Raw genomic sequence first — 16586 nt, forward strand, 5'->3', positions numbered from 1 at the left:
TCGCCCCGACGGGGCGGCCGCCGGACCCCGTGCCGCCCCCGCTTCGGCCACCACCGAAACCGCTCGGCCACGCCTGGGCGCCGCGCGCTCCGCACGGAGGATGGCGGGTACTGGACGACAGCGGAGGAGCGGACATGCGGAACGCATTGCGCCGGTTCACGGCGGTAGGAGCGGCGGTGGCGGCGACGGTGGCCATCGGCGGGGCGGCCGCCGCAGCCGATGCGGAGACGGCGGCCCTCGCGGCGGACGGATTCGGCTTCACGTTCACCGAGATCGCCGGCAGCGGAGGCGCGGTCTTCGCGAACTCCACCACCACGTGGGGCGACGCCGCAGGGACGGTGGAGTGGCGGCAGGACCCGAGCAACGGGCGCCCCGGCGACGCACTGACGGCACGCGACCTGCTGCCGGACGGCTACGGCATCGAGGGCCGCCTGAGCACCGGCCGCGTGGCGTCCACGCGCGGGCACGACTCCCCGTACAGCGAGACCGCCACCGGGAACCTCCCCGAGGGCAACGCCTCCACCATGCGCGCCCGCGTGGTCCGCGGCACCTTCGAACGCTGCTCGGCCGGCTACACCGTCTCCGCCTGACCACCGGCACACCCCCACCCGCCTGCCCCCAGGCCGGGCGGGGGCGTCAGTCCGCTGGGCGGCGGAGGCGGTACCACTGGGGGGAGGTGCGGTTCATGGGCCAGCCGAGGCCGGACGGGTCGGCGGGGTCCGCCGAGACGAGGTCCCAGCCCGTGAAGGCGGCCTCGATCTCCTCCCGGGACACGCCCTCGATGAAGCGGCGGAGCCGCGTCGGGCCGAACGCGAGCATCAGCACCGTGGCCCCCGGCGCGGCGAGCGCCGTCACCCCCCGGGCCTGCGCCGCCTGCTGATCGGCGTCCAGGCCCTGGAAGCAGCCGATGTCGAGGAAGAGGTCGAACGTGCCCAGGCCGGCCGACTCCAAATCGGTGACGTCGCCCACGACGTAGTCGATCTCCGCCGGCCCCTTGCGGCGGGCGGCCTCGACCGCCTCGGGCACGAGGTCGAGGCCCACCGCCCGCCAGCCGCGCCGCGCCAGTTCGGGGGTGAACTGCCCGCGCCCGCACCCGAGGTCGATGGCCCGTCCGGGGCCGGCCGGGCGCTCCCGCGCCTCGCGGTCGAGCAGGGCGCCGAGTTGGGCGCCGCCCGCCGCGCCGTAGCGCTCCCATGGGGTGAATCCGAGGCGGTACATCCGCGCGTAGTTCGTCATGGGGCCAAGCTAGGCCCGGGTTCCGGGAGGTGCCCGGCGCCCCCCGGAAACGCCCGCGGCGTCGGCATCGCCGCACGCCGAAAGGCCGCCGGCCGCGTCCCCCGTACGTGGGGAGGACGCGGCCGGCGGCCCGTGGACGGCTGGGGGCGGGGCGGGTGCGCCCTGGCCCGTGGCGGTCCTCAGATGTCGTAGTACAGCTCGAACTCGCGCGGGTGGGGGCGCAGGCGGAGGGAGTCGATCTCCTCGGTGCGCTTGTAGTCGACGTAGGTCTCGATGAGGTCCGGGGTGAAGACCCCGCCCTCCAGCAGGAACTCGTGGTCGGCCTCCAGGGTCTCCAGCGCGGCGTCCAGGGACGCGGGGACCTTCTGGATGGCGTCGGCCTCGGCCGGGGGCAGCTCGTAGAGGTCCTTGTCGACCGGCTCCGGCGGCTCGATCTTGTTCTTGATGCCGTCGATGCCCGCCATCAGCATGGCGGAGAACGCCAGGTACGGGTTGGCGGACGGGTCCGGCACGCGGAACTCCAGGCGCTTGGCCTTGGGGTTGGAGCCGGTGAGCGGGATGCGGATGCACGCCGAGCGGTTGCGCTGCGAGTACACCAGGTTGATCGGGGCCTCGTAGCCCGGCACCAGGCGGTGGTAGGAGTTCACCGTCGGGTTGGTCAGGGCGAGCAGCGCCGGGGCGTGCTTGAGCAGGCCGCCGATGTAGTAGCGCGCCATGTCCGACAGCTGGGCGTAGCCGGACTCGTCGAAGAACAGCGGGTCGCCGTCCTTCCAGAGGCTCTGGTGGACGTGCATGCCCGACCCGTTGTCGCCGAAGACCGGCTTGGGCATGAAGGTGACCGACTTGCCCGCGGCGTAGGCCGTGTTCTTCACGATGTACTTGTAGAGCTGCACGGTGTCGGCGCTCTTCAGCAGCGTGCCGAACCGGAAGTCGATCTCCGCCTGCCCGGCGGTGCCGACCTCGTGGTGCTGGATCTCGACGTCCACACCCGCCTCGATCAGGTTGCGCACCATGGTCGAGCGGAGGTCGCTGTAGTGGTCGACGGGCTCGACCGGGAAGTAGCCGCCCTTGTAGCGGGGGCGGTAGCCGAGGTTGGACTCGCCGTTCTGGGTGCCGGTGTTCCAGGCGCCCTCCTGCGAGTCGATGTAGTAGAAGCTCGCGTTCTCCTGTGTCTGGAACCGGACGTCGTCGAAGATGTAGAACTCGGCCTCGGGGCCGAAGAACGCGGTGTCGGCGATGCCGGTGCTCTTCAGGAAGCCCTCGGCCTTGCGGGCGACGTTGCGGGGGTCGCGGCTGTAGGACTCGCGAGTGAACGGGTCGTGCACGAAGAACGTGAGGTTCAGCGTCTTGTGTTCGCGGAACCGGTCCAGCACGGCCGTGGTGACGTCCGGCAGCAGCAGCATGTCGGACTCGTGGATGGCCTGGAAGCCGCGGATCGACGAGCCGTCGAACATCAGGCCCTCGTCGAAGGTGCCCGCGTCGACGTTCTCGATGGGGAGGGTGAAGTGGTGCGTGGCCCCGAAGAGGTCGGTGAAGCGGACGTCGAGGAACTTCACGTCCTCGTTTCGGGTGAAGGCGAGAAGCTCTTCGGCGCTGCTGAACAAGACGTACCTCCGTGCAGGTGGACGAGGCCGCGCGGCCCGCGGCCCGCATCGTCACTGATGCGCACCTGGCTACCCCGCCGCCTCCCGGCTACGCATCGACGCTAGGAGCAGGCGATTTCAACCCCATGTCTCCAATGTTTCCCGCATGTTACGGAGACCGGCGTTCTCCCTGCCCGGCGCCCATGACCGGAGAAACGGCCGGAACGGCCGCGCATCGGGCGGGCCCGGAACCCGGGGGAGGAGGCCGGCCGGGCGGGCATGCCCCGGGGAGGGCGGGACCGGCGCGGGCCGGTCCGGCGCCCCGCACGGCGCCCGCTACCGTGGTCACCATGGGAGACACGGGACGGGTCGACGACGCCGAGTTCGCGTACCGGGGCAACCGGTGGGGGATGCCCGAGGAGGGGCCGGGCTCGGTGCCCGGCGTGGGCCGCCGCCTCGTCGCGGTGCTGCTCGACTGGCTGCTCTGCCTGGCCGCCACCTTCCTGGTGACGGGCGCCGACCCCGCCGACCCCGCGGCGGCCGGCGCGGTGGCCGAACCCACCCTCGGCGTCTTCGCCGCCTACAACGTCGTCCTGCTGTCGCTGATCGGCACCACCGTCGGCAAGCGCCTGGTGGGCATCGGCCTCGCGTCGACCGGCGAGCGCCCCGTGCCGTGGGCGGTGGCCATGCTCATCCGCACCGTCCTGCTGTGCCTGGTGGTCCCCGCCGTGGTCTACGACCGCGACCAGCGGGGCCTGCACGACCGCGCCGCGGGGACGATCAGCCGCCGCTTCTGACACCGGACGGGCGCGCCGGCCGCACGCGGCGGCCGGCGGTCGCGGTCACTGCTCCCGGTCACTGCTCCGGGTCAGCGGGCCTTCGGGCTCTTGGGCATCTTCACGCCGCGCGGCAGGGGCCCCTTGGGCATCTGCATGGCCGCGGGCAGCGCCTTGAGCCGGTACCGCAGCTCGGCGACCTCGGCCTTGTTGAGGTTGCGCGGCAGCTTCACGAGGTGGCGCTGGAGGTCGCCGATGGCGACCTGGGACTCGCCGTTGCCCACCCGCACGTCGTAGATGGGCGTGTTGTAGGCCACCCGCGCGACCCGCTTCTTCTCGCCGGCGATCAGCCCGCGCAGCCGGCCGGGGTCGCCCTCGCCGACCAGGACCACGCCGGGGCGGCCGACCGCCCGGTGCACGATGTCCATCTGCCGGTTGGCGGCCACGCCGGGCTCGACGGACCAGTCGCCGCGCATGTTCTCCAGCACCGCCATGCCCGCGCCGAGCTGGCCGTCGAGCATCTTGTACTGGATCTTCTGCGCGGACCGGGTGAAGAAGACGAACCCGGCGAGGAAGGCCACGGGGATGCCCAGGGTCAGCCAGTACAGCCAGCCGCCGAACAGGAAGCCGCCCCCGACGGACAGCGCCACCACCGCCACGAAGATGAGGACGGCGATCGGGATGCTGCGCGGGCTCTGCTTGTGCACGACCTTGGCGACCATGCCGATCTGCTTCAGCCTGCCGGGCGGCTTCTCGGCGCCGCCCGCGCCCCGGGCGGCGCCGGCCTGCGGGGTCTGGGGTTCCTTGGGCTTCTTCGCCATGGACCCAGGATATGGGGCGGCCGGCCCCGGACGTGAAACGGCGGCCGTCGGCCGCCGTTTCAGTTTGATGACTTTGTCCGGTTGTGGCGCTGCGGGTCAGGCGCGAACGGCCTGCTCGCGGCGGTCGAGGGCCTGCTGGTAGAGCCGGCCGGCCCGGTAGGACGACCGCACCAGCGGCCCCGACATGACCCCCGCGAAGCCGATCTCCTCGGCCTCGGCGGCGAGCTCGGCGAACTCCTGCGGCTTGACCCACCGGTCGATGGGGTGGTGCAGCTTGGACGGCCGCAGGTACTGGGTGATGGTCAGCAGGTCGCAGCCCGCGGCGTGCAGGTCGCGCATGGCCTGGCTGATCTCCTCGCGCTCCTCGCCCATGCCCAGGATGAGGTTGGACTTGGTGACCAGTCCGTCCTCGCGGGCGGCCGTGATCACGTCGAGCGACCGCTGGTAGCGGAAGCCCGGCCGGATGCGCTTGAAGATGCGCGGCACGGTCTCGATGTTGTGCGCCAGCACCTCGGGCCGCGACCCGAACACCTCGGCGAGCTGGTCGGGCTCGGCGTTGAAGTCGGGGATCAGCAGCTCGACGCCGGTGCCGGGGTTGAGCTCGTGGATCTTGCGCACGGTCTCGGCGTAGAGCCAGGCCCCGCCGTCCTCGAGGTCGTCGCGGGCCACACCGGTGACCGTGGCGTAGCGCAGGTCCATGGCGGCGACGGACTCGGCGACCTTCAGCGGCTCGCGCCGGTCGAGCAGGCTCGGCTTGCCGGTGGCGATCTGGCAGAAGTCGCAGCGCCGGGTGCACTGGGAGCCGCCGATGAGGAACGTGGCCTCGCGGTCCTCCCAGCACTCGTAGATGTTCGGGCACCCGGCCTCCTGGCAGACCGTGTGCAGCCCCTCGCGCTTGACCAGCGAGTGCAGCTCGGTGTACTCCGGGCCCATCTTCGCCTTGATCTTGATCCACGGCGGCTTCTTCTCGATGGGGGTCTCGCTGTTGCGGGCCTCGATCCGCAGCAGCTTGCGGCCCTCGGGAGCGATGGTCAACGCGGGCCCTTCCTTTCCTGGTCCCTCGTGGGGAGGTCGTGGTGGCGCGGTGCTCAGGCGGTGGCGAGCCCGGCGGGCTCGGCGGGCTCGGCCGACCCGGGCGCGCCCTCGCGGTGGACGTACGACGGGGCGCCGAGCACGTCGGCCAGGTGCCGCTCGACGAACGGCAGGACCTCGTCCACCGGGACGTCGCGGCCCAGTTCGCGGGAGATCGAGGTGACCCCGGCATCGGTGATGCCGCACGGCACGATCCGGTCGAACCAGGACAGGTCATTATCGCAGTTGACGGCGAACCCGTGCATGCCCACCCGGCGGGCGATCCGGCACCCGATGGCCGCCACCTTGCGCTCGATCAGCCCGCGGTCGGGGTCGGCGGCGAGCCACACCCCCGTGCGGCCCTCGACCCGGATGCCGGCCAGCCCGAACTCGGCCAGGACGCGGATGATCGCCTCCTCCAGCGCGCGGACGTAGGCGACGACGTCGATCGGGTCGTTCAGGCGGACGATGGGGTAGGCGGTGAGCTGGCCCGGGCCGTGCCAGGTGATCTTGCCGCCGCGGTCGATGTCGACGACGGGGGCGCCGGGGTCGGCCTGCGGGCGGTCCCACGGCCCGGTGCGCTTGCCCGCCGTGTAGACGGGCTCGTGCTGGAGCAGCAGGACGGTGTCGGGCGCCCGGTCGGCGACGCGGTCCTCGTGGAGCCGCTTCTGCAGCTCCCAGCCCTCGTGGTAGGGGACGGGAGCGCTGCCGAGCCACGCGTAGACGAGCTCACTCATACATCCCACCTTATGCCGTCCCGGGGCCGCAGGCGATGTCGGACAGCACACCGGCGAGGTCGGGGTGGCGGAAGGAATATCCGGCGGCCAGCAGGCGTTCGGGGCGCACCCGCTGGCTCACGAGCGCGGCCTCGTCGGCGAACCCGCCGAGCGCCGCGCGCATGGCGAAGGCGGGCACCGCCAGCACGGCGGGGCGGTGCACCGCGCGGGCCACGGCGGCGGTGTACGCGGCGTTGGTCACGGGCTCCGGCGCGCACACGTTGACCGGCCCGGTGAGGTCGGGCCGCTCCAGCAGGAACCGCACCGCCCCGACCACGTCGGCCAGCGCCACCCAGCTCACGTACTGCCGGCCGGACCCCAGGCGGCCGCCCAGGCCCAGCCGGAACAGCGGCAGGACGGTCCCCAGCAGCCCGCCCTCGCGGGCGAGCACGACGCCGGTGCGCAGGTGCGCGACCGAGATCCCGGCGTCCTCGGCCGGGCGGGTGGCGCCCTCCCAGGCTTCCGCGACCCCGGCCAGGAACCCGCCGCCCCGGGGCGAGCCCTCGTCGGCGGTGCGGTCGCCGGTGTCGCCGTAGTAGCCCACCGCCGACCCCGACAGCAGCCGGGGCGGGGGCGCGTCCATGCCCGCGAGCGCGGTGGCGAGGGCGCCGGTGCCCCGCCGGCGGCTCTCCAGGATGCGCCGCCGCCGGGCGGTGGTCCAGCGCGCCGGCCCGAGCGGTTCCCCGGCGAGGTGGACCACGGCGTCGGCGCCGGCGAGGCGCCGGGTGTCGACGGTGCCCCCGGCGGGGTCCCAGGGGATCTCGGCGGCGTCGCGCGCCGGGCGGCGGACGAACCGCAGGACGTCGTGGCCGTCGGCGGTCAGCGAGCGGGACAGGGCGGTGCCGATCAGCCCCGACGCCCCGGTGATGGCGATGCGCATACCCGCCGCCTACCCCGGGGCGGGCCCGCCGACGCGCGTCCCGGCCGCCCGGCCCCGGTCCGGGCCGGGGGGTGTGCGGCCGGCCGGAGGGAAACGCCGCGGATTCCGCCGAACGCCTGCGCCGGGCGCCGCCCGCGAGTACCGTAGGTAGGGGATGGGAGACCCACCGTGACCGGTGGGCTTCCCGGGGGCGGCGCGTGCGCCGCCCCGCCCGCAGACCTTTGGTGATGGGGATCACCAGGGGGATGGTGAATGGTGGGGTAAGAGGCGGGGCGGTACCCGATCGGGTACCGCCCCGCTGCCGTTCCGCGCCGGTGGCGCCGGCGGCTAGGCCAGGCCCAGCTCCGCCTCGAACGCGCCCTCCTCCAGGCGCTCCCGCACGCTGTGCAGGAACCGCGCGGCGTCGGCGCTGTCGATCAGCCGGTGGTCGTGGGTCAGCGCCAGGTAGACCATCGACCGCACCGCGATGACCTCGCCCAGCTCGGGGTCGTCCACCACCACGGGACGCTTCTTCACGGCGCCCGTGCTGAGGATCGCCACCTGCGGCTGGTGGATGATCGGGGTCTCGAACAGGGCGTCGATGCTGCCCGCGTCGGTCAGCGTGAACGTGCCGCCGCTGAGCTCGTCGGGGTTGAGGTCGCCCGTGTGCGCCCGCTCGGCCAGGTCGGCGAACTTGCGCGCCAGCCCGCCCAGGTTGAGGTCGCCGGCGTCCTTGACGACCGGCACGAGCAGCCCGCGCTCGGTGTCGACCTCGACGCCGACGTTCTCGATGCTGTGGTAGGTCACCTCGTAGCTGGAGCTGTCGATGACGGCGTTCAGCTTGGGGTGGCCCTTCAGCGCCTCGATCGCGGCGAGGGCGAAGAACGGGAAGAAGTCGAGCTCCACACCCTCGCGGGCGGCGAACTGGGCGGCGGCGCGGTCGCGCAGCCGGGCGATGTCGGTGACGTCGACCTCGACGACCTGGGTGAGGTCGGCCGAGATGCGCTGCGACTCCGCCATCTGGTCGGCGATGGACCGGCGCAGCCGGGTCATCTTCTCGGTGGTGCCGCGCAGCGTGGTGTCGGTGGTGACGGTCCGCTTCGGACGGGCGGGGGCGGCCTGGGCGGCGGGGGCCGCGGGGGCCTCGCGCCGCTTGCGGGCGGCCTCCTGCACGTCCTGCTTGCGGATGCGGCCGCCGACGCCGGTGCCGCGCACGGTGGCGAGGTCGACACCCTCCTCGGCGGCGAGCTTGCGCACCAGGGGGGTGACGTAGGCCTCGGTGACGGCGTCGGTGCCCGACGAGCGGCCGGTGCCGCTCAGGGTCTCGACGTCGACGGGGGGCGCGTCGTCGCGGCCGCCCCGGGCGGGCTCGGCCTGCTGCGCGGGGGCCTGCTCGGCCTCGGGCTCGGCGGCGGAGTCGGCGGAGGACGCCTCGGCGGGGGAGGGCGCCGGCTTCTCCGACTGCTGCTCCTTCTCCTTCTCCGGCTCGGGCTCCGGGGCGGGCTCCGGCTCCGGTTCGGGCTCGGGCTCGGGCTCGGCCTCGGCCGCACCGGAGGCGCCGTCCTCGGCGGGGGCCTCGTCGGAGGAGCCGATCACCGCGATCTCGGCGCCGACCTCGACCGTCTCGTCCTCGGCGACGACGATGCGGGTGAGGACACCGGCCACCGGAGACGGGATCTCGGTGTCGACCTTGTCGGTCGACACTTCGAGGAGCGGCTCGTCGACCTCGACGGTGTCGCCCTCGTTCTTCAGCCACTGGGTGACGGTGCCCTCGGTGACGCTTTCGCCCAGTGCGGGCATTACAACGGAAGTCGGCATGATTCCTCTTAGATGAACGTGCGAGAACGCGAGTGAGGACGGGGCGGGCCGCTCGCGGCCCGCCCCGTTGGCGCGTGTCAGTCGTGGACGTGCAGCGGCTTGCCCGCCAGGGCGAGGTGGGCCTCGCCCAGCGCCTCGGACTGGGTGGGGTGCGGGTGGATGAGCTGCGCGACCTCCGAGGGCAGCGCCTCCCAGTTGTAGATCAGCTGGCCCTCGGCCACGAGCTCGCCGACCCGGCTGCCGACCATGTGGACGCCCAGCACCGGGCCGTCCTTCTGCGCGATGACCTTGACCGCGCCCTGCGTCTGCAGGATCTGGCTCTTGCCGTTGCCGCCGAGGGGGTAGTTCATCTCGACGATCTCGTAGCCGCGCTCCTTGGCGGTGGCCGAGGTGATGCCGACCGACGCGACCTCGGGCTCGCAGTAGGTCACCCGCGGCACGCCGTCGTAGTCGATCGCCGGCGGGTTGAGCCCGGCGATGTGCTCGGCCACGAAGATGCCCTCGGCGTAACCCACGTGCGCGAGCTGGAGGGTCGGGATGAGGTCGCCCACCGCGTAGACGTTGCCGACGCCGGTGTGCAGGTTCTCGTCGACCTGGACGAAGCCGCGCTCCAGGCGGACGCCGGCCTCCTCGTAGCCCAGGCCCTCCGACACCGGGCCGCGGCCGATGGCGACCAGCAGCACCTCCGCGTCGAGGGTCTTGCCGCCCTTGAGGGTGACGTTGACGCCGGAGTCGGTGGTCTTGACGCTCTCGAACGGGGTGCCCAGCTCGTACTTGATGCCCCGCTTGCGGAAGGCGCGCTCCAGCAGCTTGGAGCTGGACTCCTCCTCGATCGGGACGAGGTGCGGCAGCGCCTCCACGATCGTGACCTCGGCGCCGTAGGACCGCCACACGCTGGCGAACTCCACGCCGATGACGCCGCCGCCGAGGACCACCACGGACTTCGGCACCCGGTCGAGCTTGAGCGCCTGGTCGGAGGTGATGACCTTCTCGCCGTCGATGTCGAGGCCGAGGGTCTTGGGCTTGGAGCCGGTGGCCAGCACGATGTTGCGGCCCTTGTAGACGGCGCCGTCGACGGTGACCTCGTCGGCGGCGGTGAGGCGCCCCTCGCCCTCGACGGTCGTGATCTTGCGCGACTTCAGGAGCCCGGTCAGGCCCCGGTACAGACCGGAGACGACCTTGTCCTTGTACTTGTGGACGGCCGCCATGTCGATGCCCTCGAAGGACGCCTTGACGCCGAAGGTCTCGCTCTCCTTCGCGGCGTCGGCGACCTCGGCCGAGTGCAGCAGCGCCTTGGTGGGGATGCACCCGTAGTGCAGGCAGGTGCCGCCCAGCTTGTCTTTCTCGATCAAAGCGACGCTCATGCCGAGTTCGGCCGCGCGCAGCGCCGCCGCGTAGCCGCCGCTGCCGCCGCCCAGGACGACGAGGTCGTAGGTGCCGCCGCTCTCGCTCACGGAAGGACACTCCTTGCTGTGGGTGTGGTTGGACGTCTGGTGGTGACGTTGCGCGCCCGCGCGCGTGTCGCACGCGGGCGCGCCGCTGGTCAGTTCGGTTCCGCCGCGTAGGACTCGGCGATGGCCACGAGGGTCCGGGCGCCGGTCCCGGTGCCGCCCTTGGGCGTGTACCCGTAGGGGGAGCCCTCGTTGTACGCGGGCCCCGCGATGTCGAGGTGCGCCCAGGCGACGCCGTCGGCGATGAACTCCCGCAGGAACACCCCGGCGGTCAGCATGCCGCCCCAGCGCTCGCCGGCGACGTTGGCGATGTCGGCGACGGCGGAGTCGAGGCCCTTGCGCAGCTCCTCGGGGAGCGGCATGGGCCAGGCGGACTCGCCCGCCGCGGCCGCGGCCGCGACGACGTCCTCGCGCACCCGGTCGCCGTTCGCCATGACGCCGAACACCCGGTTGCCCAGGGCGATCTTCTGCGCGCCGGTGAGGGTGGCGATGTCGACGATGAGGTCGGGGTCGTCCTCGTGCGCGCGCACCAGGGCGTCGGCCATGACCAGGCGGCCCTCGGCGTCGGTGTTGAGGACCTCGACGGTGCGGCCGCCGTAGACCGTGAGCACGTCGGAGGGGCGCTGCGCGGTGCCGCTCGGCATGTTCTCGGCGATGGCGAGGTAGCCGACGACGTTGACCACGGGGCGCAGGCCCGCGATGGCGCGCATCGCGGCGAGGACGCCGGCCGCGCCGCCCATGTCGGACTTCATGGCGTCCATGCCCCCGGCGGGCTTCAGCGACAGGCCGCCGGAGTCGAAGGTGATGCCCTTGCCGACGAAGGCGACCGTGGACGCGGCGTCCGGGTGGCTGTAGGCGAGGCGGACCAGGCGCGGCGGGTTGGCCGACCCCTGGCCGACACCGATGATGCCGCCGTAGCCGCCGTCGGCGAGCGCCTGCTCGTCGAGCACCTCGATGTCGAGGCCGTGCTCGCGGGCGACCTCGGCGGCGACGCCGGCGAGGTCCTCGGGGACCAGGTCGGCGGGCGCGGTGTTGACGAGGTCGCGGGCCAGGTTGACCGACGCGGCCATGATCTCGGCCCGCTCGACGGCCGCCGCGGCGCCGTCGGCGGCGGAGACCACCCGCAGTTCGGCGGCCGGGGCGCGGTCGGCGCCGGCCCCGGTGCGGTAGCGCGTGAAGGCGTAGTCGCCGAGCAGCGCGCCCAGCGCCACCGCGCCGGCGTGGTCGGCGGTCGCGGCGGGCAGGGCGAGCGCGACGCGGGCCTGCGCGCCGCGGGCGCGCAGCGCGGCGCCGGCGGCGCGGGCCAGGGTCTCGGTGGCGAGCGCGTCACCGCCGCCGGGCGCGGGGCCCAGGCCGACCGCGATGACCAGCGGCGCCGTGACGGCACCGAGGGAGGGAACGTGGTGCACCTCCTCCAGGGCGCCGCTCGCTCCCAGCAGCGACAGGGTCCGGGCGAGGCCGCCGGTGAAGGCGGCGTCGACGTCGTGAGCGCCCGACGCGGGCTCCGGGCCGTCGGCACCGGAGTGGTAACCGACGACTACCGCGTCGGCGTCGAGCGAACTGGGGGATTCCGTAATGACTGACAACGACGTGCTCACGAAACCGATGCTAGTCCTTATGACGTGCCGCCGGGCACGCGGCGTCCGGCGCGCGCGCCGGTGCGGGCACGAGGGCGCGGAAATTGCCGGGGGGTGAAGAACGGCGCTTCTTCACCGGGCAGCGGTCTGGTTCGTCCCGAACGGAGATGAACGGGGGGACTTCCGCCCCCGCCGGGGGGCCGCGGCCGCCGTCCCCGTGCCGGTCCGGCCGCCCGCGTCCCGCCCCGCCCGGGGCGCGCGGGCCCGGCGCGGCGCGGCTCCCCGCCCCGTCCGGGCACGTCAGCGCCCGTGGCACGGGCGACGTGCGGGACGCGTGTGAAGAAATGTGACGATCCCAACATGGGGTGTCCGCCGTGTCCCACGGCCCGTCTGTTCTTGGCCGGAACGTCCGACGCGCGCCGCCCCCGGCCCACCGCACCGGCCCACCACCGGCCGACCTCCCGCCGACCGTGCCCACCGGGGCGCGTCAGGACAGGGCCGCGATCACCACGAGCGCCGTCGCGGCGGCGGTCTCGGCGGCGGCCCCCAGCACGTCCCCGGTGACGCCGCCGAGGCGGCGCACCGCCCGGCGGACCAGCAGCCCGGCCGCGACCACCCCGGCGGCCGCCCCCACCGCGCAGGCGAGGGCGGTCGCCGGGCCGCCGGCCGCCGCCCCCAGGGCGGCCGCCGCGCCCAGCGCCCCGACGGCGGCGATTCCGGCCGCCCACACCGGCACCGTCCCGGCCACGAGCGCCCCCAACCCGTCCGGACGGGCCGAGGGGACCGCCGGGCGGCACGCCACGGTGATCGCCAGCCGCCCCGCGACGGCCGCCACCACGACGGCCGCCGCCCCCGCCCACGGGGACGCCGCGGCCACCTGGCCCAGCGCCAGCACCTGCGCGAGCACCACGAGGACCAGGGTGATCACGCCGAACGGCCCGATGTCGGACCGCTTCATCACCGCCAGCGCGCCCTCGGCCGGGCGCCCGCTGCCGAGACCGTCGGCGAGGTCGGCCAGCCCGTCGAGGTGCAGCCCGCGCGTGAGCACCGCCAGCAGCCCCACCGCCAGCGCCGCCGCGAGCGGCGGCGCGAGGCCGGCGGCGGCCGCCGCGCCGAGCACCAGCGCCGCCGCGCCGCCCAGCGCCAGCCCCACCGCGGGCGCCAGCGCCATGGCCCACGCCGCCGCGTCCCGGTCGACGCGCGCGACCCGCACCGGCACCACGCTCAGCGTCCCCACGGCCAGCCGCGCGCCGGCGGCCGCGTCCCGCACCGCCCGGATCACGCCGCCCCGCCCGCGCCCCGGGAGCCGCCCCGGGCACCGCCCTGCGGCACCGGTCCTCGGGCGCCGCGCCGCGCCACCGCGCTCAGGGCAGGTCCAGGACGCGGCCGGCGGTGGCCAGCAGCACCTGCTCGGACTCCCCGGCCAGGCGCTGGTTGAGGCGGCCCAGGCGGTCGCGGAACAGCCCCCCGCTGACGGTCGCCGGGACCACGCCCGACCCGACCTCGTTGGTCACCGCGACGAGGTGCGCGCCGCACCGCCGCCACGCGTCGACCAGCTCGTCCTCGCGCGCGTCCAGCTCCGCGCCGGCGCCGGCGGGCGGCCGGTCCCGCCACAGCCCGCACGCGTCCATCGCCGCCGCCAGCCACGTGCCGACGCAGTCGAACAGCACCGCGCCGGTGGCGCCGCGCAGCACGGCGGCGGCGTCGGTGGTCTCCTCGGTCTTCCACCACCACGGGCGGCGCCCCCGGTGCGCGGCGACGCGCTCGGCCCACGCCCGGTCGCCCTCGGGGTCGGGCCCCGTGGCCAGGTAGACGACCTCGGGTTCGCCGAGCAGCCGCCGCTCCGCCTCGGTGGACTTGCCGGACCGGGCCCCGCCGGTGACCAGTACCCGGTGCGGCCCGGCGACCCGCTCGGGCGGCCAGGCGGCCGGCGGGCAGGCGACGTCCTGGCCGTCGGAGGGCGCCAGCGCGCCCAGCAGGCGCGCCCGGCGCTCGAACTCGGCGGGGGAGTGCACGCGGTGGTCGCCGCCGACCGCGATCACGGCGGTGGTGCGGCCGACGACGCCCGCGCGGCGCAGCGCCCCCACGGTCGCGGGCGACTCCACCACGTCGACGATCGCGACGTCCACCTGCTGCGGCGGCACCCGCTCCCCGCCGGCGCCGGACCCGCCCGGCGGGTCGGCCGGGGCGTCGGCGCGCGCGTACAGCAGCCGGCCGCCGTCGGGGCCGTCGACCCGGGTCCCGTACGGGGTGGCGCGCACGAGGTAGCCCGCCGGGGGCGGGGTGGCCGTGCCGGCGCCGGGCTCGCGCAGGGTGAAGGTCTGGTCGACGGTCACGCGCACGGGCAGGCGGCGGTTCTCGACCGCGCGCCGGCACGACGCGCAGCGGCAGTGGGGCGCGGGCCACCCGGCCGGACCGGACGTCCCCGAGAGTCGGATTCGCACGTCCGCAAGTTAACCGCATGCCGCCGGCCCCCGGCGCTAGGCTCGGCACGCACGCAGACCGTCCGGTCCCGGCGACGCGGGGACCGCGGAGGGAAGGAGAGCCATGGCGTGGAGCTGGCGGTACGAGGCGGCCGACGGGCGGGTACTCGACGAGGACGCGGCGCCCGCGGAGCTGTTCTCCTCGCGCGGCGACGCGGAGAGCTGGCTGGGGGAGGAATGGCGGGGGATCGCCGCGGCGGGCGCCGCGCAGGTCACCCTCCTGGAGGACGACCGCCCCGTCTACACGATGAGCCTGAGCGAGCCGGCCTAGCGGGCCCCGCTGCGGCTCCGCCCCCGCTGCGGGACCGCGCGCGGCGCGGTCCCGCGGGCGGCGGCTACGGGCGCTGCTCGGGGCTGACCGTCAGCGCGGGGTCGCGCACGATCTTGTCGCCCAGCACCTCGTCGACGCGCTCCAGCAGCCCGGTGTCGAGCTTCACCCCGGAGGCGCGGACGTTGTCGCGGACCTGCTCGGGCCGCGAGGCGCCGATGATGGCCGACGACACGTTCGGGTTCTGCAGCACCCACGCGATGGCGAGCTGGGCCAGGTTCAGCCCGGCCTCCTCCGCGATGGGCTTGAGGTCCTGCACGCGCCGCAGCAGGTCCTCGTCCTCGGTGAAGCGGCGGATCATCTTCGCGCCGCTCTTCTCGTCGGTGGCGCGCGACCCCTCGGGCGGGGCCTGGCCGGGCAGGTACTTGCCGGTCAGCACGCCCTGGGCGATGGGCGACCACACGATCTGCCCCATGCCGGACCGCTCGGAGGCGGGCACGACCTCGGACTCGATGACGCGCCACACCATGTTGTACTGCGGCTGGTTGGAGACCAGGCGGGTGAGGCCGAGGTCGTCGGCGATGGCCTGGGCCCGCTCGATCTCGTCGGCCCGCCACTCCGAGACGCCGATGTAGAGGACCTTGCCCTGGCGCACGAGGTCGTCGAACGCCCGCATGGTCTCCTCCAGCGGCGTCGCGTAGTCGAAGCGGTGCGCCTGGTAGAGGTCGAGGTAGTCGGTGCCGAGCCGGCGCAGGGACTCCTCGGCGCCGCGGACGATGTGCTTGCGCGACAGCCCGCGGTCGTTGGGTCCCGGGCCCACCGGCCAGAACACCTTGGAGAAGATCTCCAGGCCGTCGCGGCGCTCGCCCTTGAGCGCCCGGCCGAGCACCTCCTCGGCCCGCCCCTGCGCGTACACGTCGGCGGTGTCGAACGTGGTCACGCCCTCGTCCAGGGCGGCCCGGACGCACGCGACCGCGGCGTCCTCCTCGACCTGGGAGCCGTGGGTGATCCAGTTGCCGTAGGAGATCTCGCTGACGAGGAGGCCGCTGCTGCCAAGATGACGGAAGTCCATGATCCGCACCCTAACGCCGCCCGCCCGCGGGCGGCAGACCCGCCTCGGGCGGACCGCCGCCCGCGGGCGGGGAACGGGGAACGACGGGTGGGGCTAGCCCTCGGGGGTGGCGATGGCGTCGCCCGGCTTGACCCGGGGCTTGGGCAGCCGCAGCCGGCGGATCTGGAGCTGGCGCATGGCCGCGTACATGCCGACGCCCCGGATGGTGTCGTCACCGGGGAACAGCACGCGGGCGTTCTTCTTGATGCGGTTGCCGACGTAGAGGCCCTCGGCCACGATCGTGACCATCATCAGCGGCCACACCACGTAGGTGACGCCCAGCTGGAACTGCGGGAACGGCAGGAACAGCAGCACGATGATGGCGAGCGAGAAGTACAGGAAGAACTCGCTCACGCTGCGCCGGGAGTCGACGAAGTCGCGCGCGTAGGCGCGGACCGGGCCGAGGTCCTGCGGCCGGAAGTAGCGCTCCTCGCCCCGGGCGGCGCCGCCGCGCTGCGCGGCCCGGCGCCCCTCGCGCTCCTGGCGCTCGCGGTACTGCCGGTAGGCCTCCTTGCGCGTCTGCGGCGCGTTGAGGGGTCGGCGCAGCGTCCGTTCGGCCTCGCGGCGCTTGGGGGTGGGGGCGCCCTTCTTGGGGGTCACGCCCTTGGCCCGAGCGCCCTCGGTAGCCTCGGGACTGGCGGAGCCGGTCAGGGCCGGCTCCTCGGATGCGGAAGCGGAGCGACGTCGGAACACAACCTCCAGGGTAGCCGGTCCGCGCTTCATGGCGACCGCTCGCGAGAGCGCGTAGGGTGGATG

16 protein-coding genes are annotated in these 16586 nt (G+C 74.4%); 3 read left to right on the forward strand and 13 right to left on the reverse strand.

Annotation, left to right across the window (positions count from 1 at the left end):
• The first annotated feature begins 134 nt into the window (after positions 1–134).
• A complete protein-coding gene (locus tag NT8_RS14225; RefSeq protein ID WP_084468934.1) occupies positions 135–590 on the forward strand; it encodes a hypothetical protein in 456 nt (151 codons plus the stop codon).
• Between the two features lie 46 nt (positions 591–636).
• Here the strand turns inward: NT8_RS14225 and NT8_RS14230 are convergent, their stop codons facing one another.
• Both NT8_RS14230 and glnA read right to left on the reverse strand, forming a co-directional pair.
• Entirely contained in the window at positions 637–1236 is a 600-nt protein-coding gene (locus NT8_RS14230; protein WP_245646179.1) for a class I SAM-dependent methyltransferase, read from the reverse strand.
• A gap of 179 nt (positions 1237–1415) precedes the next feature.
• On the reverse strand, positions 1416–2840 hold the full coding sequence (gene glnA / locus NT8_RS14235; RefSeq protein ID WP_067969072.1) for a type I glutamate--ammonia ligase: 1425 nt from the start codon (positions 2838–2840) through the stop codon (positions 1416–1418).
• 329 nt (positions 2841–3169) lie between these two features.
• Between glnA and NT8_RS14240 the strand changes: the two genes are divergently transcribed.
• Entirely contained in the window at positions 3170–3616 is a 447-nt protein-coding gene (locus NT8_RS14240) for an RDD family protein (protein WP_067969075.1), read from the forward strand.
• A gap of 71 nt (positions 3617–3687) precedes the next feature.
• Here the strand turns inward: NT8_RS14240 and NT8_RS14245 are convergent, their stop codons facing one another.
• From NT8_RS14245 to NT8_RS14285, 9 genes are all read right to left on the reverse strand, one after another.
• The gene (locus tag NT8_RS14245) at positions 3688–4416 is read right to left on the reverse strand and encodes a DUF4191 domain-containing protein (RefSeq protein WP_067969078.1); all 729 of its coding nucleotides are present in this window, start codon (positions 4414–4416) and stop codon (positions 3688–3690) included.
• A gap of 96 nt (positions 4417–4512) precedes the next feature.
• Complete coding sequence (lipA, locus tag NT8_RS14250; protein WP_067969081.1) at positions 4513–5451, reverse strand: lipoyl synthase; 939 nt, start codon at positions 5449–5451, stop codon at positions 4513–4515.
• Positions 5452–5504: 53 nt separating this feature from the next.
• Positions 5505–6224: a lipoyl(octanoyl) transferase LipB gene (gene lipB / locus NT8_RS14255; protein WP_067969084.1), complete on the reverse strand. Its 720-nt coding sequence runs from the start codon at positions 6222–6224 to the stop codon at positions 5505–5507.
• Positions 6225–6234: 10 nt separating this feature from the next.
• The gene (locus NT8_RS14260; RefSeq protein WP_174549572.1) at positions 6235–7143 is read right to left on the reverse strand and encodes a TIGR01777 family oxidoreductase; all 909 of its coding nucleotides are present in this window, start codon (positions 7141–7143) and stop codon (positions 6235–6237) included.
• Between the two features lie 327 nt (positions 7144–7470).
• Positions 7471–8922, reverse strand: a complete 1452-nt coding sequence (gene sucB / locus NT8_RS14265; protein WP_084468935.1) for a 2-oxoglutarate dehydrogenase, E2 component, dihydrolipoamide succinyltransferase — start codon at positions 8920–8922, stop codon at positions 7471–7473.
• A gap of 95 nt (positions 8923–9017) precedes the next feature.
• A complete protein-coding gene (lpdA, locus tag NT8_RS14270) occupies positions 9018–10394 on the reverse strand; it encodes a dihydrolipoyl dehydrogenase (RefSeq protein ID WP_067969090.1) in 1377 nt (458 codons plus the stop codon).
• Between the two features lie 89 nt (positions 10395–10483).
• Entirely contained in the window at positions 10484–11989 is a 1506-nt protein-coding gene (locus tag NT8_RS14275; protein ID WP_067969093.1) for a leucyl aminopeptidase, read from the reverse strand.
• 466 nt (positions 11990–12455) lie between these two features.
• Positions 12456–13238: an adenosylcobinamide-GDP ribazoletransferase gene (locus NT8_RS14280; RefSeq protein ID WP_245646180.1), complete on the reverse strand. Its 783-nt coding sequence runs from the start codon at positions 13236–13238 to the stop codon at positions 12456–12458.
• 94 nt (positions 13239–13332) lie between these two features.
• Positions 13333–14304 carry a bifunctional adenosylcobinamide kinase/adenosylcobinamide-phosphate guanylyltransferase gene (locus NT8_RS14285; RefSeq protein ID WP_067969150.1) on the reverse strand — a complete coding sequence of 324 codons (972 nt, stop codon included), beginning with the start codon at positions 14302–14304 and terminating at the stop codon, positions 13333–13335.
• A 211-nt stretch (positions 14305–14515) separates the two neighbouring features.
• Here NT8_RS14285 and NT8_RS14290 point away from each other — a divergent pair, with 211 nt between their 5' ends.
• Positions 14516–14722 carry a hypothetical protein gene (locus tag NT8_RS14290; RefSeq protein ID WP_067969098.1) on the forward strand — a complete coding sequence of 69 codons (207 nt, stop codon included), beginning with the start codon at positions 14516–14518 and terminating at the stop codon, positions 14720–14722.
• Between the two features lie 64 nt (positions 14723–14786).
• Here NT8_RS14290 and NT8_RS14295 read toward each other — a convergent pair whose 3' ends face one another.
• Both NT8_RS14295 and NT8_RS14300 read right to left on the reverse strand, forming a co-directional pair.
• The gene (locus NT8_RS14295) at positions 14787–15791 is read right to left on the reverse strand and encodes an aldo/keto reductase family protein (RefSeq protein ID WP_067969100.1); all 1005 of its coding nucleotides are present in this window, start codon (positions 15789–15791) and stop codon (positions 14787–14789) included.
• Positions 15792–15884: 93 nt separating this feature from the next.
• Complete coding sequence (locus NT8_RS14300) at positions 15885–16430, reverse strand: DUF3043 domain-containing protein (RefSeq protein ID WP_369406302.1); 546 nt, start codon at positions 16428–16430, stop codon at positions 15885–15887.
• Positions 16431–16586: the final 156 nt, after the last annotated feature.

This window comes from Nocardiopsis trehalosi NBRC 14201 (genome assembly GCF_001552555.1).
Taxonomy (GTDB): domain Bacteria; phylum Actinomycetota; class Actinomycetes; order Streptosporangiales; family Streptosporangiaceae; genus Nocardiopsis_B; species Nocardiopsis_B trehalosi.

Bases quoted from the DNA above. Each gene is read 5' to 3' on its own strand.
- NT8_RS14230 (WP_245646179.1), bottom strand. From the start codon at position 1,236: ATGACGAACTACGCGCGGATGTACCGCCTCGGATTCACCCCATGGGAG.
- sucB (WP_084468935.1), bottom strand. From the start codon at position 8,922: ATGCCCGCACTGGGCGAAAGCGTCACCGAGGGCACCGTCACCCAGTGG.
- NT8_RS14295 (WP_067969100.1), bottom strand. From the start codon at position 15,791: ATGGACTTCCGTCATCTTGGCAGCAGCGGCCTCCTCGTCAGCGAGATC.
- NT8_RS14290 (WP_067969098.1), top strand. From the start codon at position 14,516: ATGGCGTGGAGCTGGCGGTACGAGGCGGCCGACGGGCGGGTACTCGAC.
- NT8_RS14245 (WP_067969078.1), bottom strand. From the start codon at position 4,416: ATGGCGAAGAAGCCCAAGGAACCCCAGACCCCGCAGGCCGGCGCCGCC.
- NT8_RS14240 (WP_067969075.1), top strand. From the start codon at position 3,170: ATGGGAGACACGGGACGGGTCGACGACGCCGAGTTCGCGTACCGGGGC.
- lipB (WP_067969084.1), bottom strand. From the start codon at position 6,224: ATGAGTGAGCTCGTCTACGCGTGGCTCGGCAGCGCTCCCGTCCCCTAC.
- NT8_RS14225 (WP_084468934.1), top strand. From the start codon at position 135: ATGCGGAACGCATTGCGCCGGTTCACGGCGGTAGGAGCGGCGGTGGCG.
- NT8_RS14260 (WP_174549572.1), bottom strand. From the start codon at position 7,143: ATGCGCATCGCCATCACCGGGGCGTCGGGGCTGATCGGCACCGCCCTG.